Origin of the sequence: Streptomyces sp. NPDC048254 (assembly GCF_043201895.1) — a bacterium.
In the GTDB taxonomy this organism is placed as follows: domain Bacteria; phylum Actinomycetota; class Actinomycetes; order Streptomycetales; family Streptomycetaceae; genus Streptomyces.
Genome location: NZ_JBICZJ010000006.1, coordinates 363215 through 386657, shown reverse-complemented (window position 1 = coordinate 386657; position 23443 = coordinate 363215). Strand labels below are relative to the sequence as shown.

The 23443-nt window shown below is 69.7% G+C and carries 21 protein-coding genes and 1 pseudogene; 11 read left to right on the top strand and 11 right to left on the bottom strand.

The annotated features are described in order from the left end of the window. Nucleotides 1-41: 41 nt before the first annotated feature. From ACGFZQ_RS19795 to ACGFZQ_RS19780, 4 genes are all read left to right on the top strand, one after another. A complete protein-coding gene (locus tag ACGFZQ_RS19795) occupies nt 42-809 on the top strand; it encodes an enoyl-CoA hydratase-related protein (RefSeq protein ID WP_351739719.1) in 768 nt (255 codons plus the stop codon). A gap of 290 nt (nt 810-1099) precedes the next feature. Beyond that, nucleotides 1100-1603 (top strand): ATP-binding protein, encoded by a 504-nt coding sequence (locus tag ACGFZQ_RS19790; RefSeq protein ID WP_351739716.1) that lies wholly within the window; start codon nt 1100-1102, stop codon nt 1601-1603. 63 nt (nt 1604-1666) lie between these two features. After that, nucleotides 1667-2452 (top strand): polysaccharide deacetylase family protein, encoded by a 786-nt coding sequence (locus ACGFZQ_RS19785; protein ID WP_393841428.1) that lies wholly within the window; start codon nt 1667-1669, stop codon nt 2450-2452. Continuing rightward, nucleotides 2452-3645 (top strand): YncE family protein, encoded by a 1194-nt coding sequence (locus tag ACGFZQ_RS19780; protein WP_393841427.1) that lies wholly within the window; start codon nt 2452-2454, stop codon nt 3643-3645. Before ACGFZQ_RS19785 ends, ACGFZQ_RS19780 begins: the two co-directional genes overlap by 1 nt. A 22-nt stretch (nt 3646-3667) precedes the next feature. Here the strand turns inward: ACGFZQ_RS19780 and ACGFZQ_RS19775 are convergent, their stop codons facing one another. Further along, a complete protein-coding gene (locus ACGFZQ_RS19775; RefSeq protein ID WP_393841426.1) occupies nt 3668-4300 on the bottom strand; it encodes a GNAT family N-acetyltransferase in 633 nt (210 codons plus the stop codon). A 53-nt stretch (nt 4301-4353) separates the two neighbouring features. On the opposite strand from ACGFZQ_RS19775, the gene ACGFZQ_RS19770 reads away from it, so the two are divergent. Beyond that, nucleotides 4354-5268, top strand: a complete 915-nt coding sequence (locus ACGFZQ_RS19770; RefSeq protein ID WP_393841425.1) for a MerR family transcriptional regulator — start codon at nt 4354-4356, stop codon at nt 5266-5268. A 48-nt stretch (nt 5269-5316) separates the two neighbouring features. Beyond that, nucleotides 5317-5529: an EF-hand domain-containing protein gene (locus ACGFZQ_RS19765; protein WP_351739702.1), complete on the top strand. Its 213-nt coding sequence runs from the start codon at nt 5317-5319 to the stop codon at nt 5527-5529. A 50-nt stretch (nt 5530-5579) separates the two neighbouring features. Here the strand turns inward: ACGFZQ_RS19765 and ACGFZQ_RS19760 are convergent, their stop codons facing one another. Both ACGFZQ_RS19760 and ACGFZQ_RS19755 read right to left on the bottom strand, forming a co-directional pair. Then, nucleotides 5580-6368, bottom strand: a complete 789-nt coding sequence (locus tag ACGFZQ_RS19760) for an ABC transporter ATP-binding protein (protein ID WP_393841424.1) — start codon at nt 6366-6368, stop codon at nt 5580-5582. Next, a pseudogene (locus tag ACGFZQ_RS19755) lies at nt 6365-8064 on the bottom strand (2-isopropylmalate synthase). The gene ACGFZQ_RS19760 and the pseudogene ACGFZQ_RS19755 overlap by 4 nt, the downstream one beginning before the upstream one ends. Nucleotides 8065-8283: 219 nt before the next feature. On the opposite strand from ACGFZQ_RS19755, the gene ACGFZQ_RS19750 reads away from it, so the two are divergent. Both ACGFZQ_RS19750 and ACGFZQ_RS19745 read left to right on the top strand, forming a co-directional pair. Beyond that, complete coding sequence (locus tag ACGFZQ_RS19750) at nt 8284-8961, top strand: FCD domain-containing protein (RefSeq protein ID WP_351739694.1); 678 nt, start codon at nt 8284-8286, stop codon at nt 8959-8961. 120 nt (nt 8962-9081) lie between these two features. Beyond that, nucleotides 9082-9780 (top strand): NAD(P)-binding domain-containing protein, encoded by a 699-nt coding sequence (locus ACGFZQ_RS19745; RefSeq protein ID WP_351739691.1) that lies wholly within the window; start codon nt 9082-9084, stop codon nt 9778-9780. A 303-nt stretch (nt 9781-10083) separates the two neighbouring features. Here the strand turns inward: ACGFZQ_RS19745 and ACGFZQ_RS19740 are convergent, their stop codons facing one another. The 5 genes from ACGFZQ_RS19740 to ACGFZQ_RS19720 all read right to left on the bottom strand — a co-directional run bounded on the left by ACGFZQ_RS19740 (nt 10084) and on the right by ACGFZQ_RS19720 (nt 14167). Beyond that, nucleotides 10084-10761, bottom strand: a complete 678-nt coding sequence (locus tag ACGFZQ_RS19740) for a Crp/Fnr family transcriptional regulator (RefSeq protein WP_393841423.1) — start codon at nt 10759-10761, stop codon at nt 10084-10086. A gap of 60 nt (nt 10762-10821) precedes the next feature. Beyond that, nucleotides 10822-11382 (bottom strand): glycoside hydrolase family 25 protein, encoded by a 561-nt coding sequence (locus ACGFZQ_RS19735; RefSeq protein WP_351739685.1) that lies wholly within the window; start codon nt 11380-11382, stop codon nt 10822-10824. 115 nt (nt 11383-11497) lie between these two features. After that, the gene (locus tag ACGFZQ_RS19730; protein ID WP_393841422.1) at nt 11498-12541 is read right to left on the bottom strand and encodes a phosphatidylinositol-specific phospholipase C domain-containing protein; all 1044 of its coding nucleotides are present in this window, start codon (nt 12539-12541) and stop codon (nt 11498-11500) included. 53 nt (nt 12542-12594) lie between these two features. After that, the gene (locus tag ACGFZQ_RS19725) at nt 12595-13773 is read right to left on the bottom strand and encodes a WD40 repeat domain-containing protein (RefSeq protein ID WP_393841421.1); all 1179 of its coding nucleotides are present in this window, start codon (nt 13771-13773) and stop codon (nt 12595-12597) included. After that, on the bottom strand, nt 13760-14167 hold the full coding sequence (locus ACGFZQ_RS19720) for a hypothetical protein (protein WP_393841420.1): 408 nt from the start codon (nt 14165-14167) through the stop codon (nt 13760-13762). Before ACGFZQ_RS19720 ends, ACGFZQ_RS19725 begins: the two co-directional genes overlap by 14 nt. 229 nt (nt 14168-14396) lie before the next feature. Between ACGFZQ_RS19720 and ACGFZQ_RS19715 the strand changes: the two genes are divergently transcribed. Beyond that, the gene (locus ACGFZQ_RS19715; RefSeq protein ID WP_393841419.1) at nt 14397-15581 is read left to right on the top strand and encodes a jacalin-like lectin; all 1185 of its coding nucleotides are present in this window, start codon (nt 14397-14399) and stop codon (nt 15579-15581) included. A gap of 42 nt (nt 15582-15623) precedes the next feature. Here ACGFZQ_RS19715 and ACGFZQ_RS19710 read toward each other — a convergent pair whose 3' ends face one another. After that, nucleotides 15624-16865 carry a glycosyltransferase gene (locus ACGFZQ_RS19710; RefSeq protein WP_393841418.1) on the bottom strand — a complete coding sequence of 414 codons (1242 nt, stop codon included), beginning with the start codon at nt 16863-16865 and terminating at the stop codon, nt 15624-15626. Between the two features lie 311 nt (nt 16866-17176). On the opposite strand from ACGFZQ_RS19710, the gene ACGFZQ_RS19705 reads away from it, so the two are divergent. Both ACGFZQ_RS19705 and ACGFZQ_RS19700 read left to right on the top strand, forming a co-directional pair. Beyond that, nucleotides 17177-18373, top strand: coding sequence for an RICIN domain-containing protein (locus tag ACGFZQ_RS19705; RefSeq protein WP_393841417.1), 1197 nt, complete (start codon nt 17177-17179; stop codon nt 18371-18373). Nucleotides 18374-18445: 72 nt separating this feature from the next. Next, on the top strand, nt 18446-19945 hold the full coding sequence (locus tag ACGFZQ_RS19700; protein WP_393841416.1) for an RICIN domain-containing protein: 1500 nt from the start codon (nt 18446-18448) through the stop codon (nt 19943-19945). An 834-nt stretch (nt 19946-20779) separates the two neighbouring features. On the opposite strand, the gene ACGFZQ_RS19695 is transcribed toward ACGFZQ_RS19700, so the two are convergent. Together ACGFZQ_RS19695 and ACGFZQ_RS19690 are read right to left on the bottom strand one after the other, a co-directional pair. Next, nucleotides 20780-22018 (bottom strand): IS256 family transposase, encoded by a 1239-nt coding sequence (locus ACGFZQ_RS19695; protein ID WP_393841415.1) that lies wholly within the window; start codon nt 22016-22018, stop codon nt 20780-20782. Nucleotides 22019-22310: 292 nt separating this feature from the next. Beyond that, entirely contained in the window at nt 22311-23393 is a 1083-nt protein-coding gene (locus tag ACGFZQ_RS19690; protein WP_393841414.1) for a DUF6907 domain-containing protein, read from the bottom strand. Between the last annotated feature and the right edge of the window lie 50 nt (nt 23394-23443).

Here is a 23443-nt window from a genome sequence, read left to right as displayed (position 1 = left end):
GGCTGCGGTGGGGACAGTGAACGCCCGCTAACCTGCGAGGCATGACTGTAACCCTCGAAGTCTCCGAAGGCGTGGGCACGCTGCGGCTGGAGCGTCCCCCGATGAACGCGCTGGACGTCGCCACCCAGGACCGGCTCAAGGAACTGGCGGAAGAGGCCACCCGCCGCGAGGACGTTCGTGCCGTCGTGATCTACGGCGGTGAGAAGGTCTTCGCGGCCGGGGCCGACATCAAGGAAATGCAGAACATGGACCACGCGGCCATGATTCTGCGCTCCCGTGATCTCCAGGACTCCTTCACCGCCGTCGCCCGGATTCCCAAGCCGGTCGTCGCCGCCGTCACCGGGTACGCCCTCGGCGGCGGTTGCGAGCTCGCCCTCTGTGCCGACTACCGGATCGCCGCGGACAACGCCAAGCTCGGTCAGCCGGAGATTCTGCTCGGGCTCATCCCGGGGGCCGGCGGTACGCAGCGGCTGCCCCGTCTGGTCGGGCCCTCCAAGGCCAAGGACCTGATCTTCACGGGCCGTATGGTCAAGGCGGACGAAGCCCTCGCCATCGGCCTGGTCGACCGGGTCGTACCCGCCGCCGACGTCTACACCGAGGCGCACGCCTGGGCGGCCAGGCTCGCCCAGGGGCCCGCGATCGCGCTCCGGGCCGCCAAGGAGGCGATCGACACGGGCGTCGAGACCGACCTGGAGACGGGGCTCGCCGTCGAACGGAACTGGTTCGCGGGGCTGTTCGCGACCGAGGACCGTGAGCGTGGTATGCGCAGCTTCGTGGAGGAAGGGCCGGGCAAGGCGAAGTTCCTGTGATCTCCGCCTGGTTGTGAAAGCCCCGAACCACTTGCAATTGACGTGATGTCTGATTCCGGGGTCCCTCGATGGGGCGGTTTATGGGAGCCTTAAAGCACCCTTAAGTCTGCCTTGTCGAGGGAGTCTGTCGATTGCCCGGAGATGAGCCGTCGTCGCAGGTCGGGCGGGCTGCCGTAGTCCCTGAAATGCCCACGGCATATGCCGTTCGACCGGTGCCGGGCGGCAGCTTCGCGAGGGCGTATTCCTCCGGAACGGCCCCGGAGGGCGCGCCGGGCGGCCATGATGGGGGCATGGCGGGGCTGGAGGGCATCGAACAGCCGCGGGGACACAGCCGTGCGGCCGCGGCGCGCTGGTCGCCTGCGGTCGAGGACGAGCGGGCACTCAAGGCGATCGAGCTCTTCGGCAACCCGACGGAAGCCGAGGTTCCGCTGCCGTCCCGCCCCGAGTCCGCGGCGACCGCCCGCCGGCTCACCCAGGTCGTCGTCCTGCGCCAGTGGCGGCTCAGTCCCAAGATGACGGAGGACGCGGTCTTACTCGTCTCCGAACTCGTGGGCAACGCCGTACGACACACCGGGGCCCGCGTGTTCGGCCTGCGGATGCGCCGCCGCCCGGGATGGATCCGGGTGGAGGTGCGGGACCCCTCGCGGGGGCTGCCGTGTCTGATGCCGGTCCAGGAGCTGGACGTCAGCGGGCGGGGCCTGTTCCTGGTGGACAAGCTGGCGGACCGGTGGGGCGTCGATTTGCTGCCGCGAGGGAAGACGACCTGGTTCGAGATGCGGGTGGCCGATCGCTGAGGGGCTCGCTTGATCAGCCCCTTATCAGGTCAATCACCTGTTTTCCTCTCCAACCCCCCTTAAATGGGACGGGTGACCACCTCCAACCGACGCGACGTCCTCCGTGCGGGCGCCGGCCTCATCGCCGGAGGCACACTCGCCACCGGTTGCGGCACCACCGGTACCGACACACCGCCCCCGCACCCTGCCGCCAACCTCGCATCGACCACCCCCACCTCGGCCGCCCCCGCCCCGCGCGCCCTCCCCGGACAGCCGCTCCAGATCACGCACGGCCCCCGCGCGAGCGCCTCCGTCGCGCTCACCTTCCACGGCCAGGGCGACCCCACCCTCGCCACCAGACTCCTCACCACCGCCGAGAAACACGGCGCCCGCCTCACGGTCCTCGCCGTGGGCAGCTGGCTCGACGCATACCCCGCCATGGCCCGCCGCATCCTCGACGGCGGCCATGACCTCGGCAACCACACCCAGCGGCACATCTCCGTCAACGCCATGGCCGAGGCCGGCGCCCGCGCGGAGATCACCGACTGCGCGGACCGCCTCAGACGGCTCACCGGCTCGATCGGCAGCTGGTTCCGCCCCTCCAGGGCGCCCACCGCCTCGCCGCTCGTCGCCCGGCTCGCCACCGAGGCCGGCTACCCGCACGTGCTGTCGTACGACGTCGACTCGCTCGACTACACCCGGCCCGGCGCGGCCGCCGTCACCCGCCAGGTGCTCGCGGAGGTCACGGGCGGCTCGGTGGTGAGCATGCACTTCGGGTATCCGGACACGGCCGCCGCCCTCCCCGCCGTACTCCAAGAACTCGACCGCCGCGGACTGCGCGCGGTCACCACCACGGAGCTGCTGAGCTGATGCGAACCACGAAAGCCGTCCGGCTGCCGGTCGTCGGTGCCGCCCTCGCCGCCCTGGCGCTGCTGTCCGCGTGCGGCGGCGGATCCGGAGACCCCGAGACACCGGTCGCCCGCAGCACCGCTCCCGTGCAGCCGCAGGCGAAGAAGGCGGAGCCGGTCGTCGACGTGCTGCCGGGAATGCCCCCGGTCCTCGACCCGACCGACGTGTACGCCGCCGACCGCCCCGGCAGACTCTCGCCCGTCGTCAAGGACTACCCGTCCCGGATCTACGTCCCCAACACCAACTCCGACACCGTCTCCGTCATCGACCCGAAGACCTACCGGGTGACCGAGACCATCCAGGTCGGCCGGCAGCCCCAGCACGTCGTGCCGTCCTGGGACCTGAAGACCCTGTGGGTCAACAACGACCTGGGCAACAGCCTCACCCCCATCGACCCGAGGACCGGCCGGGCCGGGCGGCCGGTCGCCGTGCACGACCCGTACAACCTGTACTTCACGCCCAACGGCAGGTACGCGATCGTGATGGCCTCCGCGGACCGGCAGCTGGTGTTCCGGGACGCGCACACCATGAAGACCGTCAAGACCGTCCCGGTCAGCTGCTACGGCGTCAACCACGCCGACTTCTCCCTGGACGGCCGGTACTTCATCGTCTCCTGCGAGTTCAGCGGGGAGGTGCTCAAGGTGGACACCGAGCGGATGGAGGTGCTCCGCCAGGAGAAGCTGCCGTTCCACGGCGCCATGCCGCAGGACGTCAAGGTCTCGCCCGACGGCAAGCTGTTCTACATCGCCGACATGATGGCCGACGGGCTGTGGATCCTGGACGGCGACCGCTTCACCAGGCCCGCCTTCCTGGCCACCGGAAAGGGCGCCCACGGGCTGTACGTCAGCCGGGACTCCCGCGAGATGTACGTCTCCAACCGGGGCGAGGGCACCATCTCCGTCTTCGACTTCACCCAGAACCGGCTGACGAAGAAGTGGCGGCTGCCGGGCGGCGGCAGCCCGGACATGGGCGGGGTGTCGGCGGACGGCAAGGTCCTGTGGCTGTCCGGCCGTTACAACTCCGAGGTGTACGCCATCGACACCCGCACCGGCATCGAACTGGCCCGCATCCACGTCGGCAGCGGCCCGCACGGCCTAGCCGTCTATCCGCAGCCGGGCCGCTACTCCCTCGGCCACACCGGCATCTTCCGCTGACCACGGCCGGGGGCGGCGCGGCTCAGGCCCTGAGCAGCAGTGCCTCGGCGCCGACCGGCAGATAACCGGCCGCCAGAAACGCCCGTACGCTGCGGGCGTTCCCCGGGGCGACCTGCGCCCACAGGGGTTCCTCGGCCAGCTGCCGGGCGGCGGTCACCAGGGCCCGGCCCAGCCCCCGCCGCCGTACCCCCTCGTCCACCTCCACCGAGACCTCCAGGCGCCCCGCGACCCCCCGGCCCAGGACGACCACCCCGCCCTCCGCCGCCCAGGCGCGCACCTCGTCACGGCGGGCGCGGGCGTAGGCGACCCGGGAGTGGTCGGGGCCGGTGAGTTCGGTCAGCGGGAGGTCCGGCCGGCCCGGGAGCGGGTCGGCGACCAGCAGCGCGTCGATGGTCTCCTGCTCGCGGCCCGTGCGGTCCATCAGGGAGACCAGGAAACGCGCGTTCATGGTCGCGCACAGCGGATCGCAGGGGGTCGCGCGCAGGGTGTCGTACACCCACTGCGGATCCTCGTCGGTGAAGACGACCGAGTGCGCGGTGAAGGAGAGCACCCCCGCGTCCCGGGCGGACGGCTGCGGGACGACGGTCGTACCGCCGTCGGGCGGCGGGAAGACACCGCGCGCCGCCGCGTCGAGAATGTCCCGCAAGGTCTCCATGGCCGTGCCCGCTCCTTGAGTCTCCACCCACTGGAAGGCACACACTCGCAGACATGATCGAAGACAGCACCGGACTTTTCACCATCGGCGAGCTGGCGCGCGCCACCGGGCTGACCGTGCGCACCATCCGCTACTGGTCCGACGAGGGCGTCCTCACCCCGGTGGGCCGCTCGGCCGGCGGCTACCGGCTGTACGACGCCCGGTCCTTCGCCCGGCTGGAGCTGATCCGCACCCTGCGCGAACTGGGCCTCGGCCTGGCACACGTGCGTGCGGTGCTCTCCGGCGAGCAGACCGTGGCGGAGGTCGCGGCGGCGCACGTGGCGGCGCTGGACGCGCAGATCAGCTCGCTGAAGGTGACCCGGGCGGTGCTGTCGACGGTGGCGCGACGCGGTTCGAGTGCGGAGGAGACGACCCTGATGAACAGACTGGCACGGCTGTCGGCGGCCGAGCGGAAGCGGATCATGGAGGAGTTCGTGGCGGAGCTGTTCCACGGGCTCGGCGCCGTGGACCCGGACATCGAGGAGCGGATGCGCTCCATTGCCGTGGACCTGCCGGAGGAGCCCACCCCCGAGCAGGTGGACGCCTGGGTGGAGCTGGCGGAGATGGTCCAGGACCCGGAGTTCCGGGCGCAGATGCGGCGGGTGATCGAGTTCAACGCGGGGGACCAGGAGCGCGGTGCCGCCTCCGGGCGGGCCACCTGGTTTCCCATGCGGCTGGTGCAGCTGGCGGCGGAGGCCCGTGAGCGGGGGATCGCTCCCGAGTCACCGGAGGCGGAGGCGATCGTGCGGGAGGTGCTGGGCGGCGGGGACCCGGCCGCCGTACTCGAACGGATGGAATCAGCGTCCAACGAGCGGCTCGCCCGGTACCGGCAACTGCTGTGCGAGGTGAAGGGCATCGGGCCCGCGGCCGCGCACCGTGAGGAGTTCGCCTGGGTGGTCGCCGCACTGCGTGCTCGTGCCGCCGGATAATCTGACCTCCGTCAACAGGCGGTAATGCGTTACGAAGGGGCGGATCCGGTGGCGGACATCGAGGAAGCACGCAAGCAGTTCGAGCGGATCGATGCGGACGGTGACGGTTTCATCACCGCAGCCGAGTTCAAGTCCGCTCTCGCGCAGGGGGGCGACTGGAACGTCACCGACACGGTGGCCGAGGCCATCATCAGGACCCGCGACCTCAACGGCGACAAGGTTCTGTCGTTCGACGAGTTCTGGGCCCACCTCAACAAGTAGGCGCCAGGGGTGCAGAGCGAAGGGGGCCCGGATCCCGGGCCCCCTTCTTCTCATGCCCGGGACTCGACGCGGACCGTCCACCGGCCGCCGTGCCGTTCCAGGGCCAGCGGCAGGTCGAAGCACTTGCCGACCTGGTCGCCGGTGAGGACGTCGGCCGCCGGGCCCTGCGCCAGCGCGCGGCCGTCGCGCAGCAGCAGCGCGTGGGTGGTGCCCGCCGGGAGTTCCTCCAGATGATGCGTGACCAGGACGGTCGCGAGCCGGGGACGGTTCCGGCGCAGCGCGTCCAGCGCGGTGAGCAGCCGCTCCCGGCCCGGCAGGTCCAGGCCGGAGGCCGGTTCGTCGAGCAGCAGGAGCCGGGGCTCGGGCATCAGGGCGCGGGCGATCAGGGTCCGTCCGCGCTGGCCCTGCGAGAGCGTGGGCCAGCGGGACTCCCGGTGCGCGGCCAGCCCCAGCGTCTCGATCAGCCGGTCGGCACGCGCCGTCTGCTCCGGCGTCGGTCGCCACCGCGGCAGCGGCGCGACGGAGTTGGTCAGCCCGGTCAGGACCACGTCCCGCACCCGCAGGGGCTCGGTCAGCGGATGGCGGGGGTCGACATGGCCGACCCGGGTCCGCAGCTCGCGCAGGTCGACGCGGCCCAGCCGGCTGCCGAGGACCTCCACCGTGCCCCGCGTCGGATGGACCAGGGCCCCGAGCAGGCCGAGCAGGGTGGACTTCCCGGCGCCGTTGGCCCCGAGCAGCGCCCAGTGCTCGCCGGCCCGCACGGTCAGCGACACCTCCTGGAGGATCGGCCGCCCGTCGCGCACCACATGCACGTCCGCCGCGCGCAGTACGACGCTCATCGGCCCGCCGCCCGGTTCACCGCGGACAGCACCGCGCCCACCCGGCGGCCGGTGGCGAGGGATCCTCGGCCGCGCCCCAGACCGTCGTCCCGTTCACCCGGCACTCCGCGAAGGCGTACGCCCCGCCCCCGGTGACCTCCAGGATCTCCGTGGCGTGGCCGGCGCCGGTCAGGGCGTCGGCGAAGGCGGTGAGCAGGCCGGGGCCGGCGCCCTCGTGGTCGCCGGTACGGCCGCCGGTGTGCAGGGTGCAGACGAAGCGGTGCCGGCCCGGCGCCTCCTCGTGGGCCGACCAGGAGTCGAGCCGGACCTCGCCGTCGGCGCCGTCGGACAGGTAGGCGGTACGGAACAGGTCGTACAGCTCCTTGGGCGTGACCTCCCGGCCGCTCGTGTCCGTCACCTCCTGGACGAGGCGCGCGAACCCGGGGCGCATGCGCTCGGGCAGGTCGACGCCGTGGTGGGTGCGCAGGAGGTACGCCGCACCGCCCTTCCCTGACTGGGAGTTGACGCGGATCACGGCCTCGTACGTCCGCCCCAGATCGGCCGGGTCGACCGGCAGGTAGGGCACCGACCAGGGGGCCTGGGAGTCCGGCACCCCCGACTCGGCCGCCCGGCGGGCGTGTTCGGCGAGCCCCTTGCTGATCGCGTCCTGGTGGGTGCCGGAGAACGCGGTGTGGGCCAGTTCGCCGGCGTAGGGGTGGCGGGGGTGCACCGGAAGCCGGTTGCACTCCTCGACCGTGTCCCGGACCGCGTCGATGTCGCCGAGGTCGACCATGGGGTCGACCCCTTGGGCGAAGAGGTTGAGCGCGAGCGTGACCAGGTCGACGTTGCCGGTCCGCTCGCCGTTGCCGAACAGACAGCCCTCGACGCGCTGGGCGCCGGCCAGCACCGCGAGTTCGGCGCAGGCGACCCCGGTGCCGCGGTCGTTGTGCGGATGGACGGAGAGGATCACCGAGTCCCGGCGGGCGAGCTGGCGGTGGGCGTACTCGATCTGGTCGGCGTAGACGTTCGGGGTGGCGATCTCGACGGTTGCCGGGAGGTTGTGGGTGACCGGCCGGTCGGGGCTCGCGTCCCACAACTCGGTCAGCCCGTCGCAGAGTTCGAGGACGAAGTCGGGTTCGGTGAGGTTGTAGGTCTCCGGGGAGAACTGGAAGCGGACGCCGGGCGCGTCCCCGGCCCGGCGGGCCATGTGCGCGGCGGCCTCGCGTACGGTCCGCCACACCTCGGCCCGGTCCCGGCGCAGTACCACCTCCCGCCACACCGGCGAGGTGGCGATGTAGAGGTGGACGACGGCCCGGGGCATCCCCTCGATCGCGTCGAAGGTCCGGTCGATCAGGTCGCGCCGGGCCGGGGTGAAGACCACCGGGGTCACGTCCTCGGGCACCGCCCCGGCGGTCACCAGGTGCCGTACGAAGCCGAAGTCGGCCCGGCTGGCGGACGGATAGCCGACCTCGATCTCCTTGAAGCCGGTGCGGACCAGCAGGTCGAAGAGGCGGCGCTTGCGGGCGGTGTCCATCGGCTCGGCTAGCGCCTGGTTGCCGTCACGCAGGTCGACGGGCACCCACAGCGGGGCGCGCTCGATCCGGGCGGCGGGCCAGCCCCGGTCCGTCACGGGCACGTGCACGCGCTCGTGGAAGGGGCGGTAGCGGTGGTACGGCATGGGACTGGGCCGCTGGGGATTCCACAGGAGGGTGGTCATCGGTGCTGCTGCCTCTCGGCTCGTCGGTCGGACGGTGACCGGCAGCACGGCGACCCGCGGCGGGGTGCCGGTCGCGTCAGGCCCCGCCGCGGCAGCCGAGAAGAAGACCGCGGAACGTCATGACCGGTACGCTAGCGAGTCCTCAGGTCCTCAGACAAGTGAGAATTCCTGTGAAGCGCGCTCAAGCGTGTTGGTCCGCAGCAGAGTTGGTGACACCGCATGGCCCTCGGTCCCGTCCGCCCGAGCCCCCTGGTCGAACAGGCCGCCGCCCGGCTGCGCGAGCAGATCACCGGCGGCGCCTGGCCGGTCGGCACCCGGCTGCCCGGCGAGACGACGCTGGCGAAGGAGCTGGGCGTCGGCCGGTCCACGGTCCGTGAGGCGCTGCGCGCGCTCGCGGGTGCCGGCCTGGTGCGGCCCCGGCAGGGTTCGGGCGTCTTCGTCATCGCCACCGAGGCCGCCGAGGACTGGCCGACCCGGCTGCGCCGGGCCGCGGTGACGGACGTGTACGAGGTGCGGATGGCGGTCGAGGTGCACGCGGCCCGGCTCGCCGCGGAGCGCCGTACGGCCGAGGACGTCACGGCGATCGAGGCGGCGCTGGCGGGACGGCGGGCGGCGGGGGACGCGGACGACCCGGCCTTCGTCGACGCCGACATCGCCTTCCACGCGGCGGTGGTCGCCGCCGCGCACAACCCCGTGCTCGCCGATCTGTTCGCCGAGTTCAGGCCGGTGCTCCGCGAGGGCCTGATCGAGCTGCTGGCCCTGACCGGCCTGCGCACCACCGACCCGAACACCGGGGACGAGGCCCATGAGGCGCTGGTGCGGGCGCTGGCGGTGGGGGACGCGGAGTCCGCGGCGGAGGTGCTGCGGGCGGAACTGGCGGATCCGTTCGCGGGCTAGCCGGGGAGCCGTTCGAGAGCGTCCGGGGCCGCACCGGCCGACGGAGGTCCACCGTTCACCCGTTCGGCGCAGCTGTGGAATAGCTCACATACACCCGGGGTTGATGCCCCTCACGAGCACATGCGCGCAAGTGCATCGACTTTCGAAAGGCGTGTCATGAAGATCGGCATCATCGGCGCGGGCAACATCGGCGGCAACCTCACCCGGCGGCTCACCGCCCTCGGTCACGACGTGTCCGTGGCGAACTCGCGCGGCCCCGAGACGCTCCGCGAACTGGCCGAGGAGACGGGAGCGACGGCCGTACCGGCCGAGGAGGCCGCGCGCGGCGCCGAGGTCGTGGTCGTCACGGTCCCGGTGAAGGCGGTCCCGAACCTGCCGGCGGGCCTGCTGGACGGCGCGGCGGCGAACGTCGCCGTGATCGACACCGGCAACTACTACCCGCGGGAGCGGGACGGCCGGATCGACGACATCGAGGACCGGGGCCTCACGGAGAGCCGCTGGACCGAGCGGCAGATCGGGCACCCCGTGATCAAGGCCTTCAACGGCACCTTCGCCCAGGACATCCTGGACCGTCACCGCCCCGCCGGCGACCCCGGCCGGCAGGCCGTCCCGGTCTCCGGCGACGACGAGGCGGCCAAGCGGGTCGTCCGCGCCCTGATCGACGAACTCGGCTTCGACACGGTCGACAACGGCGGCATCGACGACTCCTGGCGCCAGCAGCCGGGCACCCCGGTGTACGGCCTGCGGGACGGCGCCGAGGGCGTACGGAAGGCCCTGGCGGAGGCGTCTCCGGAACGACCGGACGGATTCCGGGGATAGCCAGGCGGGACGATCGGAGAGCACACCTCGACCGGGTTCGGGGCGCTGTGCGCCACCTGGCGTAGACGCCACCGCCGGCAGGTTCTATCCATGACACGGCACACCGTGCCGGGGCCGGTCACCGTGCCGGCCGCCCGGCGCCGCCCGGACTCCCCGTGGGCTCGGGGGAACCGTCACGTGCGAGAGCGAGACCGGGGGACGCTCCCGGCACGGGCGGGTCCACGGGGGTGGCCGGCGGCGGGACCGATCTGGGGAGCCCGGTTCCGCCGCCCGTGCCGCATCGCAGGACGGGCTCCGATGCGGTCACCCTTCGAACGCCCGCTCCTTCAGCCGGTCCACCGCTCGTACCGCCAGCCACTGGCGTCCCGTCACTATCCAGCCCTGGGACCGCCATTGCTCCAGGACGCGGCTCACCGTCCGCCGGGAGGTGAGGAGGAGGCCCGCCAGGTCGTCCTGGGAGAGGGCGAGGGCTATCCGGCGGCCGGGGCCGTCCGGTTCCGGCAGGCCGCAGCGTTCGACCAGGTCGAGGAGGAGCGTGGCGAGCCGGGCGGAAACCGGTTCGGTGATGCCGGCGCGCTGGACGTCGGCCTCGCGCAGCCGTCGTACCAGCGTCTGCTCGAAGGCGGCGGCGATGCCGGGGCGGGCCCGGGCCAGCACGTGGAAGCGGCCGGCGGGCAGGTGCAGCAGGTCGGCGGCGGTGGCCGTGACCAGCGTGGCGGAGCGGCGGCCGTTCTCCACCGAGGCCTGCTCGCCGAGGAGCTCGCCGGGGCCGCGCAGCGCGAGCAGGGCGCGGTAGCCGGCGTGCGACTGGGCGACGACCTTGACCCAGCCGTGCACCAGCACGACGAGATGGTCGGAGCCCTCGCCCTGGGTGAGGAACTGCCGGTCGGCGGCGAGCGTGACCCGCGTCGCCGCCCGCAGCAGCGCCGCCCGGTCGGTGGCGTCGAGGGCCTCCCAGAAGGGGGCGGGGCTGGTCACCACGGTTCACAGTGTGGCCCCGGAACCGCGGCCCGAAACCTGCCGGTCCCGCCGGACGGCAGCTCAGTCTCCCTTCTTCGCCCAGGACTTGAGAGCCGCCTTGTCGGCGAAGTCCGCCACGTTCTTGTCGTGCGGGTCGCTGGTGTACTGGTGGAAACGCCACTTGGCCTTGATGCGCGGGTGGCCGGCGCTGACGTAGTCGGCGATCCAGAGGCCGTCACCGGCGAACGAGGTGTTGTCGATGTTCAGCCAGAAGTTGCGGTTGGTGTACAGCACCACCCGGTGGCTGGGCCGCAGTTCCTGCACTGATCGGATGAAACGATCCTTCTCGGCGTTGCTCGCATGAGTGCCGTCGCCGGTGGTCTCCCAGTCGACGGCGAGGATCTCGCCCGCCTTCTCGGGGGCGTGCTTGACGAAGTACTCGGCCTGGGCGGCGAGGTTGCCGGGCCAGAGGAAGTGGTAGTAGCCGACGACCAGTCCGGCGTCACGGCCGGTCTTGGTCTGGGCGGCGAGCTTGGGATTGACGTACGAACGCCCCTCCGTCGCCTTGATGAAGACGAAGGAGAGGCCGTCCGTGTCGTAGGCGGAGGACTGGTACGCGCTCACGTCGATTCCGTGCAGCATGTGGGGGACTCCCTGGGTGCCGGTGGGGGGTGACAGGAGTGGGGGTCAGGAATTGGAAGTGCGTATTCCGTATTCCCCGGATCGGCACCGGCGATCCGCGTGGGCGCGTGATTTGTCAGCTCCGGGTGGCCACCTCGCCGAGCACGGCCGCCGACTTGGTCGACCAGTCCGAGGTGATGATGCTGGCGTGGTCGGAGGCGAGCAGCGCGAGCCGCGCCGCGACCTCGGCGTCCGTCGGACTGGTCGAGGAGATCGCCGGTGAGACGTTGTAGGCGTCCGTCATGATCAGGATGTAGTGGTTGGCGGAGTAGAACGACGTGTCGTAGCCGTTGTTGACGTAGGTCGCGGCGTCACCGTCGAAGAACACGAACCAGGGCCGGATGCCGGCGTCGTACCGGCTGGTGCGCGGGTCCCCGTTCTCGGCGCCCAGCACGGCGGGGAAGGCCTGGGCCGCGGAGATCTGCCCGGCGGCGTACAGGTCCCGCAGGTGGTCGCCGTACTCCTCGTCCGTCCAGTAGTGGTCGAACGGGTTGGCCTGCTCCACCGTGCCCGGGATCAGCTCGAAGATGAACTTGCCCTTGAGCGCGTCCCGGGTCGGCCAGGCGTTCGCCTTGGCGGCCGCGTCGAGCGTGGAGTACGACGAACCGAGCAGGTCGGCGGGCTTGTACACGCTGCTGCCGAGCTTCTGCGACACCAGCGTGTCGAATTCGTCGGGGCCGAGGCCCACGTTGTTGTTGAACCCGACCTTCAGCTCGACCTTGACGACGACGGGCGCGTGGTCCGGGTGCAGCTGCTCCCAGGCGGCCATGTTGTCGAGGCAGCTGCCCAGATCCTGGTTCCGGCTCTGGCTGTACAACTCGCTGGGGGTGTCGGCGTATTCGCAGTTGTTGTCGTTGCCGAGCGGGTTGCTGTGGCTGACCCGCCACCGCTTGGTGAGGCTGTCCGCGTACACGTCCAGCTCCAGCAGTGAGGCGCCGGAGTCCAGGGCCTGCGCCCAGTAGGTGTACTTGTCCTTCTCGTACGCGTTGTGCGTGCCGATGGCGGTGGTCTCGGAGAACTTCGCCGCGTCCAGGCCCGTGTCCGCGTGCGCGGCGGAGCCCGCCATCGCGAACAGGGCCCCCGCACCCACGACAGCCGCCAGTCGTCTCAGTACCCGCATGACCCAACTCCCTTGGCTTGATGGTGAGTTGGCGGCAGCCTAGAAGCAGGGGGTTACTGTGCGGTAGCCCCTGGAGGAACATCGGCCTCCGGAACGCGCGTACGCCACCAGAGACTCGCCGTTCCGTCGGCGCTCACGGTGGCCAGCAGGCGTGTGTCGGGACTGAACGCGAGGGTGACGATGCGGCTCCGGTCGTTCGGGATGGGGCGCCCCAGGTATCGCGGCTTCGCGGCGTCGGAGACGTCCCACAGGTGAACGGTGCGATAGCCGTCCACGGTGGCCAGCAGCCGGCCGTCCGGGCTGAACGCGAGTGCGGTCGTCGAGCCGCCGCCGGGGCGGAACGGATTCCCCTTGATCGTGGGTGTTCGAGGCTGGGACACGTCCCACAGGCGTACCTCGCCGTCCGGATCCGCTACCGCGAGCGTCCGTCCGTCCCGGGAGAACTGTGCGGACCGGGCTGTCAGGGGCAGCCTGCTCGTGCTGCCGCCCCTCGGTTCCTTGCCGACGGGCACGTCCCGCAACAGTGTGGACCCGGTCGAGTCGGCGACGGCGAACTTCACCGTGTGCGGCTCCGCCTGGATGGCCTTCACGCCCTTGACGCCGTCGGCGACGGTCCACGCGGCCTCTCCGGTGTCCACTCTCTGTCCCGTCATCCCGTGGCCGTCCGCTGTCACGACGGTCCGGCCGTCAGGGGTGACTCCGACGGCCGTGATCTGACCTGCTTTGTGCCTTTCGAAGCCGATACGTTCCGGATGTTCCGGGTCCGTCATGTCCCATGTCGACATCTCGTCCGCGGAGAGGGTCACCAGCAATTGACCGGACGGCGGCGTGAACACCACCGCGCCGATGTGGGGTTGGGGGGTGAGCCTGCCATTGCTGACCAGGTGCCATCGCTCCGACGAGGATGCCTCGCGGAGATGACTGGGCGCGACCCCCTTCCAGGGATCGGGAAGCACGCCTTGCGCCGCCGCGGCGGCCAGGCAGGTCGTCATGACGCCCAACGTCGTGGCGAGAGCGGGAAGCCATCTCGCTCTGGGTCCGGAGGTGATCCTGCGCGGCTCGGTGATCCCGCCGTCCCCGCCGTTTTTGCCGTCCCCGCCGCACCGCGGTCGCGCGGCCAGAGCCACCGCGAGCCGGCTCCAGGGGCGGTCCAGTCGTACCGGGGGCGCCTCCGGCGGCAGGGCGGACAGTGCTGTGACCAGGCGGCCCATGAGAGTGTCAGCGCGCAGCATCGCGTCCTCCGGACGGTGACAACACCTCTTCGGCGGCCTCGCTCCCGGGCCGGGCGGCGGGCAGCTGGGCCTCGGGCCCCTGTGGTGAGCCGGACTCGGAGACGGGGATCGACTGGAAGAGCTTCGCCACGATGAGCGGAGTGGTCACACCAACGGCGAACGCCGCCGTGGCGTTGGGCAGTTGCCCGGAATTACCCAGGGCCGCGGTCAGGCCGAACCCGGCGAACAGCCGTAGGGCGATGGCCACGAGCACCATGGGGCGGTCGGCGCGGCTGTGCCAGGGCCAGCGCCAGCGGCGACGCGGGCCGGTGGGACGCATGGACGCTGAGAGGTTGAGTGCCTCCGCGACGCCGCTTCCCAACAGCCCCCAGAGCGCGGCTTGCAGATCGGTCACAGCGGCAATGGTAGCTGAGAGTGTCGAGTCGCAAGCGTTGTGTAGTGGATCGTTCGGTCGAACCGGCGGGCCGGGAATCGTTTCTCCGGTGAACTTCTGCATCCGCTTGGGCCAGTGCGCACCAGGGCGGGCAAGGCGAATGGGCCGTGGCCGATATCAAAGCGGTCGTCATCAAGAGACGTCCCGCCGCTTCGTGACGCTGGGACGGTGGCCGCGGAAAGGAACAGCAGTGGCACACGGCTACGTACGGAGCGATGTGTACGGCGGAGGTGGAGGCGGCGAGTTCGCGGACAACCTCACCGAGGCCTCGACGCTCACCAAGGTGATCATCCACCACGGTGCTGCGATCAACAGCCTTCAGTGCGTGTGGCGGAAGCCCGACGGCAGCACTCTGGCCGGCGCCGTGTACGGTGCCGGCGGCGGTACCCGGCAGGAGATCCTCCTTGAGGAGGGCGAGGCCATCAACGAAGTGCGCGGCTCACAGGGCTGGTTGGTGACCCAGCTCTCGTTCAGGACGAACCGTGGGCGTTCGTTCGGACCGTTCGGATCCGACCGGGGCGACAGTGACTTCAAGATTTCCGGCAACGACCACGGGATCATGGGCTTCAACGGCCGCGCCGGCTGGTTCATCGACGCGCTCGGCGTGTTCACCGCCGTAAAGGGGTCGGAGGAAGTGGTCCGGCCCTGGGCAGGAGTCTTCCTGCCCGTCCCGGACCAGCAGCGGGACAAGGGCAGGAGCCGGTACTGGGTGTTCCACAAGGACCAGTACCGCCCCATCGACATCATCGAAATCGCCGACGGCGGCACCCACAAGGACCGGGTGGCCGGCGCCGACCGCTCCGTCTCCGCGTGGTCGTCCCTGAGCGGTATCGACCGTGTCCGCGCGGTGCTGCCCGTACCGGACCGTCAGCGGGTCGGAGGCAAGAGCCGGTACTGGGTGTTCCACAAGGACCAGTACCGCGTCATCGAGGTCGACGACGGCCCTGACTACGGTGACCGTATGCCCAGCGGTGACCGTCCCATCTCCACCTGGCCCGCTCTCAAGGGCGTCGGGCAGATCGACGCGATCCTGCCCGTCCCCGACCACCAGCAGATCGGAGGCAAGAGCCGGTACTGGGTGTTCCACAAGGACCAGTACCGCGTCATCGAGATCGACGACGGCACGGCCCACGAGGACCGCGTCTCGAGCGGCGACCGTCCCCTCTCCACCTGGCCGGCGCTCGACGGCGTCGAGCGGATCTCCGCGATCCTGCCCGTCCCCGACCGGCAGCTGGTCGGAGGCAAGAGCCGGTACTGGGTGTTCCACAAGGACCAGTACCGCGTCATCGAGATCGACGCAGGTGCCGCCCACGACACCCGGGTGGTGACAGGCGACCGCCCGGTCCGTGCCGACTGGACGTCACTGCCCCACTGATCGTCCGGCAGCCGAAGTCCCGGGGCGGCTGTCCGGCCCCGGCTACCTGCCCGAGCCGGTGACCCGGCGTAGTCGCGTGCGTGCCATGAAGGCGGCGGCGGCGAGCCCGCCGGCGGCCAGCGCCGCCTTCCGGCGACGTGTCATGGGGGTGATGGCCGGCCTGCACCCGTGCCGGCCGGTCCAGGTCGTGAGGTGACGGCCGAGCAGCCACTCGCGCAACAGCCACCAGGTGACCAGCGGCCCGGTGAGCCCCTGCATCACCACCCAGCCGGGCAGGCACTTGGCCGTTGTCCGCCACCCGAGCTGACGGACGGCCACACCGAGCGACGAGAGCATGACGGCCGCCCACAGCGGGCTCCACCAGGTGCACAGACCACGTGTACAGCCGTGGCGGGCGAGGTACCAGGGCAGGCTGCACAGCGCGATGCCGCCGAGCGCGGCGTCGACGACCTGTGTGCCCACGACGACGAGCGACGCGGCGTCCGTCAGCGGCGCACGGTGTCTGACCATCGTCTGGGCGAATCCGGCTGTCCAGCGGTGCATTTGGGACAGGAGTTCGGCCAGCGAGGTGGGCTCCTGGGTGTAGACGAAGGCCTGGGAGGTGAAGCGGACCGGGTGGGCGCGGCGGTGCAGCGTCCAGGTCAGGTTGAAGTCCTCGGTGATGTTGTCGTTGGGGAAGCCGCCGAGCTCGCGGAGCAGGTCCGTGCGGTGGCAGTTGGCCATGCCGCTGAGGACCATCTGCCGCCCGAGCCGGTCCTGCAGAGGGCGGACCCAGCCGTTGGAGATCGCATGGTAGAGCGTGCGGTACTGGCTGTAGACGGTGCTGGTGTCCCTGGGCCGTGCCGATGTGCAGGTGCCCACGCAGCCGCCGCGCAGGGTGCCCATCATGAGTTCCACCGCGTCCCGGCTCAGGGTGGCATCCGCGTCCAGGGCCACCACGGCGTCGCTGGTGATGTGGGGCAGGGCGAGGTTCTGAGCCGATGCCTTGGACCCGCCCTGTCCCTCGATGACCACGACACCCAGACGGCGCGCGATATCCGCTGTGGCGTCGGAGCAGTTGTCCGCGATGACGATGATCTGGTCGATCGGAAAGGTCTGTTCCCGGCATGAACCGATGGTCTGGGCGATGGACGCTTCCTCGTTGTGTGCCGGAATCACCAGGGAAACGCTGCGCGGCGTCCCTTCTTCGTCCGCGGTCAATTCATTGGCCGAATTCCTGCCCAGAGCGAGCGCGGAGACCGTCAGTAGCGCCGCGCCGGCGCCGGAGGCGGCAAACATGGACATCGTCCGTGCTCCTCGTGTCCGGTCGGTCACGGCCGACTCGCGGCTGAAGGAAAGTCTCCGGTCCGAGAGGAAAGGATGTTCTACTGCCAACGTACAAGCGTTCGCGTGTTTTTGCGCCGTGGGGCATGTTGATTCAACCCGGACGGATGAATCGAGTGAGGGCATATGCACCTTGTATATGCCACATGTCACCCTCATGGTCTTCTCCGCAGGCCGGCCCGGTGGACACGGGTTAGCTTCACCAGTGTCATATGCCGTCGTAATGGGGAACCGGGCGGTGCATAACACGAGCGGAAGGCGCCGAGCAGACCGTGATCACGCACGATGCGCAGCTGAGAATCGTCAACGCGAGTACCGGCAAGGCGCTGACCGCTGACGGCCCACGGGTCCGCCAGTCGTGGCCGGCGGCGGACCACCGCGCGCAGCAATGGCGGCTGCAGCCCACTCCCGGCGGAAAGCACACTTTCCTTGTCAGGAATATGGACAGCGGCCTGCTCCTGACCGCCTCTGTCGAGGGCGGAGGCGGAGGCGATCGCGCAGAGGTCGAACTCGCACCGGAACGGGCAACACCGAGCCAGTACTGGCGTTTCGTCCCTCTCGAGGCGGGCCGGCACGCTCTGGTGAATCCGGCCACCGGCAAGTACCTGGACCTCTGGGACGCGCGGGACGACGACGCTGCCGAACCGGCTCTGTACTCCTTCTGGAACGGCCCGCAGCAACAGTGGACGCTCCGGAGGACCACCAGCCGCCGGAACACCCGGGCCGTGCTCACTCTCGTCCGGGACGAACCCGAATTCCTCCCCATCTGGCTGGACTACTACTCCCGCTTCTTCGCGCCCGAGGACATCTACGTACTCCACCACCAGCCCCCACCGGACTTCCGCCCCACCAACCGGTTCATCCATATTCCGGTTCACCAGGAGGTGTTCAGCTGCGACTGGCAGCGCGACCTCGTCCAGCAGCATCAGCACGAACTCGTCGACCGCTACGACACCGTGCTCTGCACCGACGTCGACGAGATCGTCGCCCCCGACCCCCGCTACTGCGATCTCGGTGCATACATCGACCAGTTCGACGACGACTACGTCAACTGCACCGGATATGAAGTCCTGCACCTCAAGGACAAGGAACCGGCCTTCGACTCCGCGGAGAAGGTCCTCAGCCAGAGATCGACGTGGTTCCCCAACTCGCTCTACTCCAAACCGCTCCTTGCCCGCGTTCCCATGGTGTGGGACGGCGGCTTCCACTGGCGGACCGACGGCGGCACAAAACAGGATCCCCACCTGTATCTCATCCACCTGCACCGCATGGACTACGAGATCTGCCTGAAACGCCATCAGCGTCGCTCAGAGCACCTGGTCACCCAGGACGACATCGACAACTGCCGCGGATACCAGAACCGGATCGTCGCCCCGGAGGACTTTCATATCTGGTTCTACAACGACCGCGTCAGTGGCGAACCCATTTATCCCGAACCAGTTCCCGAACACTGGCGACAGACCGTGTGACAGGGCCTGCCCGCCGCTTGCGGGCGTTCGCCTCGGAAGAGAACGGCACCACGAGACAAGGAGAAACCCGTCATGTTTACTGCTCCGAACCCGTCGAGTATCGACCTTGCGATCAGCCTGGACCGGAAGGAAGCCCATCGTCAGAACGTACGGGTGGCCCTGCCCACGACAGGCGTACTCCCCAAGATCGACGTCTACTTCCTCACCGACAGCACCGGAAGCATGGACAACGTCATCGCCAAGGTGAGGGCGGGCTCGTCCGACATCCTGAACAAGCTGACGAGCGCGGCGAGCGGCGTGGGGGCGGACATCTGGTACGGCGTGGGCAACTACCGGGACATCTTCGACCCCAGGGAACAGTGGTTCGCCCACCAGGTGTCGTTGACCGCCGACACCACCGCGGTCAAGAACGGCATCGACGCCTGGGACGCGGGCGGCGGCGACTCGACCGTGGCCGAAGGCCAGTTCTACGCCTTGGACCAGCTCGCCCAGCCACCCCGTGGGTCGATCGGCTGGCGCGAGGACGCCAAACGGATCATCGTGTGGTTCGGTGACGCGCCCGGCCACGATCCGATCAAGGCCACCGTCACCGGTCTGCCCTACGACATCAGCGAGGTGTCGGTGGCCGAGAAACTGAAGGCGGAGAAGATCTTCGTCCTGGCGATCAGCAATGTGAGGTCGAACGGGGTAGGGCTGAACAGCGACCCCACCCCGCTGTCCCACATCGGGGGAAATCCGGGTCAGGGCGAGCGAGTGGCCGCCGCCACCCAGGGCACGTACGCCGAGATCATCAACACCGACCAGATCGTCGGAAAGATCATCGAGCTCGGCACGGCCGAGGTCGTCCGGCTCAGCAACATCAACCTGGTGCCGGACAAGAGCATCGCGCCCTTTGTGCGGGTGAACCCGCCGACCGGACTCGGCCCGTTCACCAGCGGCGCGACCAGCGTCGTCGATTTCACGCTGGAGTTCCCCGGGACGACCGACCAGGCATCCTCCGTTCCGGCGACGACCATGCCGATCGCCATCCGCGGGAACATCAACGTGCAGATCGACGGGGTGACCACCGGAACGATCCCGGTGACGATCAACGCGCCCGACCTGAGCGGCACTTACAAGATCCAGTCCACTCTCAGCGGCCATCACCTCCAGCTCGAGAATCCGTCCTGGTCCGGCGACGGCGCCAACATCACCCAGAACAAGTACACCGGCGCCGCGGCGGAGCACTGGGAACTCATCGCGGTACGGGGCGGCGGCTACCGGATCAAGAACAAGGACGCCGCCCTGGACCGCTACCTCGAGGTGGTGGGCGCGTCGGACACGAACGGCACGGAGATCCTGACCCGCAGGGACCCGAGCGGCTCGCACAAGGAATGGCTCCCCGTGCCTGCCGGCACCGCGGGCACCAACGGCATGGTGTTCAAGCTGGAGAACCGCAAGAGCCGCAAGGTCATCGACGTCCTCGACCGGAGCACGCAGCCAGGTGCGCGGGTGACCCAGTACTCCTACTGGGGAGACTGGACCTCCTACCAGGAGAACCACAATCAGCACTGGTACCTGCAGCGCCTCTGAGGACGGGGAGGACCAGGGCAGGGCAGGCCCCGACAGCACCGAAAGACAGGAACGGGCCGCGCAGGGCCCATTCCCCTAGCACTCGATGATGTTCACCGCCAGCCCGCCCCGGGCCGTCTCCTTGTACTTGACGGGCATGCGAGCGGCTGTTGATCATGCAGTTGACCTGCTGTTTTGTCACGCTCGGGCTTCCCTTGAGCACGCCAGGGACTTTTTGGGGACGTCCTGTCGAGAGCTGAGTACAACGTATCCGATGCTGCGTGAGACGCCCGCAGAGTCGGGTCGTTGATGCTTGGGCGGCATCTGATGGCTTTGGACAACTGGTGGACGGTTGTGCGTGCCCCTCCGTCAGGGCCTGTTGCTGCCCCGTGGGACGACGGATGAAGTGGACGCGTCTCCGTTGGGACGATTGGCGTCGTCGGGACTGCTCGGTCCTGACAGGTCGCACCTCTGTCGTGTGAGGGTGCGACCAGTGGCGGGAGCCAGGACCGGGAGAGCGCCCGTGAATCGCGGTGCCGGCCGAGGGCTCTTGACCATCCGGATCAGACGGCAAGTCCGGCGCAGCTTCGGCCAGGTACTGCGATCCGTCTCTGTGGAGGACCCGCAGCGGTCGTTACATCGGCGGAGCGGCGGGTCGGCCGACTTGTGAATGAGCAGAGAGCGGGTCTGGAGGCAGAAGCCCAGCCGGCTGGTCGCCCAGGTTTTGGCCAGGCCGCGGTAGCGGGAGCGGCGCAGGCCGTGGGCGCTGGGTCACGTCCGCTTGCTCCTATGTCAAGCGGCTGCTGCGAGGTGGAGTGGTGTATCGACGGCCACTCGGTGATCTCTTCTTTGAGGCTATGCGGTGAGTTCGGTGGGCAGGGTGGTGTCGTCGGTTTCTGACTCGATCGGGTGGAGGCGGGCCTTTGCCAACAGGTCGAGCCCCATGTAGCGGCGGGCCTCGGTCCACTCGTCGTTCTGTTCGGCCAGAACCGCGCCGACCAGGCGGATCAGCGCGGTGCGGTCGGGGAAGATGCCGACCACATCGGTGCGGCGTCGGATTTCCTTGTTGAGCCGTTCCTGTGGGTTGTTGGACCAGATCTGCCGCCAGATCTCGCGAGGGAACGCGGTGAACGCCGGCAGGTCGTGCTGGGCGGCGTCCAAGTGGGCTGCGGCTTTGGGGAACTTGGCCTCCAGCGTGTCCAGCACGTGCCGCATCTGGGCCTGGACCGCGTCGGTGTCGGGCTGTTCGAAGACTGTCCGCAACAGGGTGGCCACCCACGGCTGGGCCGACTTGGGGACCTGGCTCAGCAGATTTCGGGCGTAATGCGTGCGGCATCGCTGCCACGACGCGCCCGGCAGGACCGCGCCGATCGCGCTCACCAGGCCGGTGTGGGCGTCGGAGACGACCAGTTGGACGCCGGACAGGCCGCGGGCGGTCAGCGAGCGCAGGAAGGCAAGCCAGCCCGCACCGTCCTCGGCTGTGGCGACATCGATGCCGAGGATCTCGCGATGCCCGTCGGCGTTGACGCCGACGGCGATCAGCGCGTGGACGTTGATGATGCGGCCGCCCTCGCGGACCTTCTGAGTGAGCGCGTCAACCCAGACGAACGCGTAAGGCCCCTGGTCCAGGGGCCGGTTGCGGAAAGCGGTGACCTGCTCGTCCAGGTGCTTGGCCATTGCAGAGACCTGGGACTTCGACAGCTGGGTGACGCCGAGGGACTCGGCGAGCTTCTCGACGCGGCGGGTGGAGACGCCGAGCAGGTATGCGGTGGCGACGACCGAGATGAGGGCCTGCTCGGCCCGGCGACGGCGCTCCAGGAGCCAGTGCGGGAAGTAACTGCCCTGGCGCAGCTTGGGGACAGCGAGTTCGACGGTGCCGGCCCTTGTGTCCCACTCGCGCGGGCGGTAGCCGTTGCGATGGTTGACGCGTTCGTCGCTGACCTGCCCGTATTCGGCGCCGCAGAGGGCGTCGGCCTCCGCGGACATGAGGGCGTCGGCGAACGTTTTGATCATCGCGCGCAGCAGATCCGGACTCGCCGCGGCGAGGTTGTCCTCGGCGAGGGCGTGCAGGGGCAGACTGTCGGGTGCGGTCATCGTGCTGATCTCCTTCGTGACTCGACATCTCGAAGATCAGCCGGTGGCCGTTCATCTATGCGGGGACCATCCCGATGCCGGAGCAAACCCCCGGATCAGGTCGAACCCGTACACCACTTCCCTGGACGCAACCCGGCGAGGTCGCTGGGCTTGGGAGTGCTGCCCTGAGTAGGTGCCTGGGCGCATGTGGGGACAGTACTGGGCAAGCCTGACTCCTGTTTTGGTTAGGGGCTGGGCCCAGGCCGCGGGCCGGCGGTGGAGTCGCCGGCCCGGGGGCCGTCGTAGGGTTGGACTAGGCGGCGTGCTCCAGCGAGCTCCGGATCACCTGGATCCGGCGGTCCTCAGCCTCACGGTCGAGACGCGCGATCTCGGGGTCGCCCTCGAAGTCGTCCCGCGCGATCTCCTCCGCCTGCTTGACCACATGCTCCAGCCGGTTGACGAAGCCGCGCATCTCCTCCAGCGCCCTCCGCGCCTCGGCCGGGGTCAGCTCGCCCAAGTGGACGCCGTAGCCCAGCCAAACCTGAGTGCGGCGGCCGTACGCCTGCGGCTTGTCGTTGCTGACGACGACCTGCGCGGACAGCCACGGCAGCCCGTTGCCGTACCCGCTGTACCCGCTGGAGTCGATGGCGGCGTCTCGCAGCTTGGTCTGAACAGGGAAAGCGCTGTGGAACTCTGCGGCGCACGGCGCGGCGTGGTCGTCTACGCACCACGGGGGGCAGCCCCAGCGGAGCATCCACTCAGGGCCGCGCTGGGCGGCGGTGAGCGGGAGACCGGACGCCTCGACGCACGGGCGGCAGACTTTGACGTCCGCGCCAGTCATGTCCTGGACGCCGCGGAAGCTCACGAGGGCATTGGCAGGGAAGTGCAGGAGGGCGGTGTCGTCCAGCTCACCGCTGCAGGTGAGGCAGCGGCCGACCACGTGGACGTCGTCGTATGCCACGGCCACCTCGTCGGCGCGGGCGACGGCGGTGCGGCGGCCGTCGATGATCCTGATTTCGGGGAGGTCCACGACCGTGTCGTCAGTCAGCTGGAGGGCGAGGCCGAGGCGCTCGCACTCCTGGATGAGCTTGGGCAGGTAGGCCTTGTTCTCGGCGTGGTCGCAGAGGAGTTCGGCCACGTGGGCGATGACGGCCTTCGGGTCGTCCGCTTCGGCGACGAGGCTGACGATCAGGCGCTGGAAGGCGTCCAGTTCGGGGCTGCCGAGGCCGACGGCGTTGGCCTCGGCGTGGTTCTGCTCCAGATGGAGGATGATCCGGGCGGCGTCCGTCTCGGATTGCTCGCCGCGGGCCGAGCCCTTCGCGGTGCCGTTGACGAGCGGCGAGGCGAGAGGGATGAGATGCTCGCCGGCCGTGGAGTTCGTGTCCATGATGCTCATGGGGCCTGCTCCTTCGTGGAGTTGAATCGCCTTTTCTGGTCGGCGTAGTC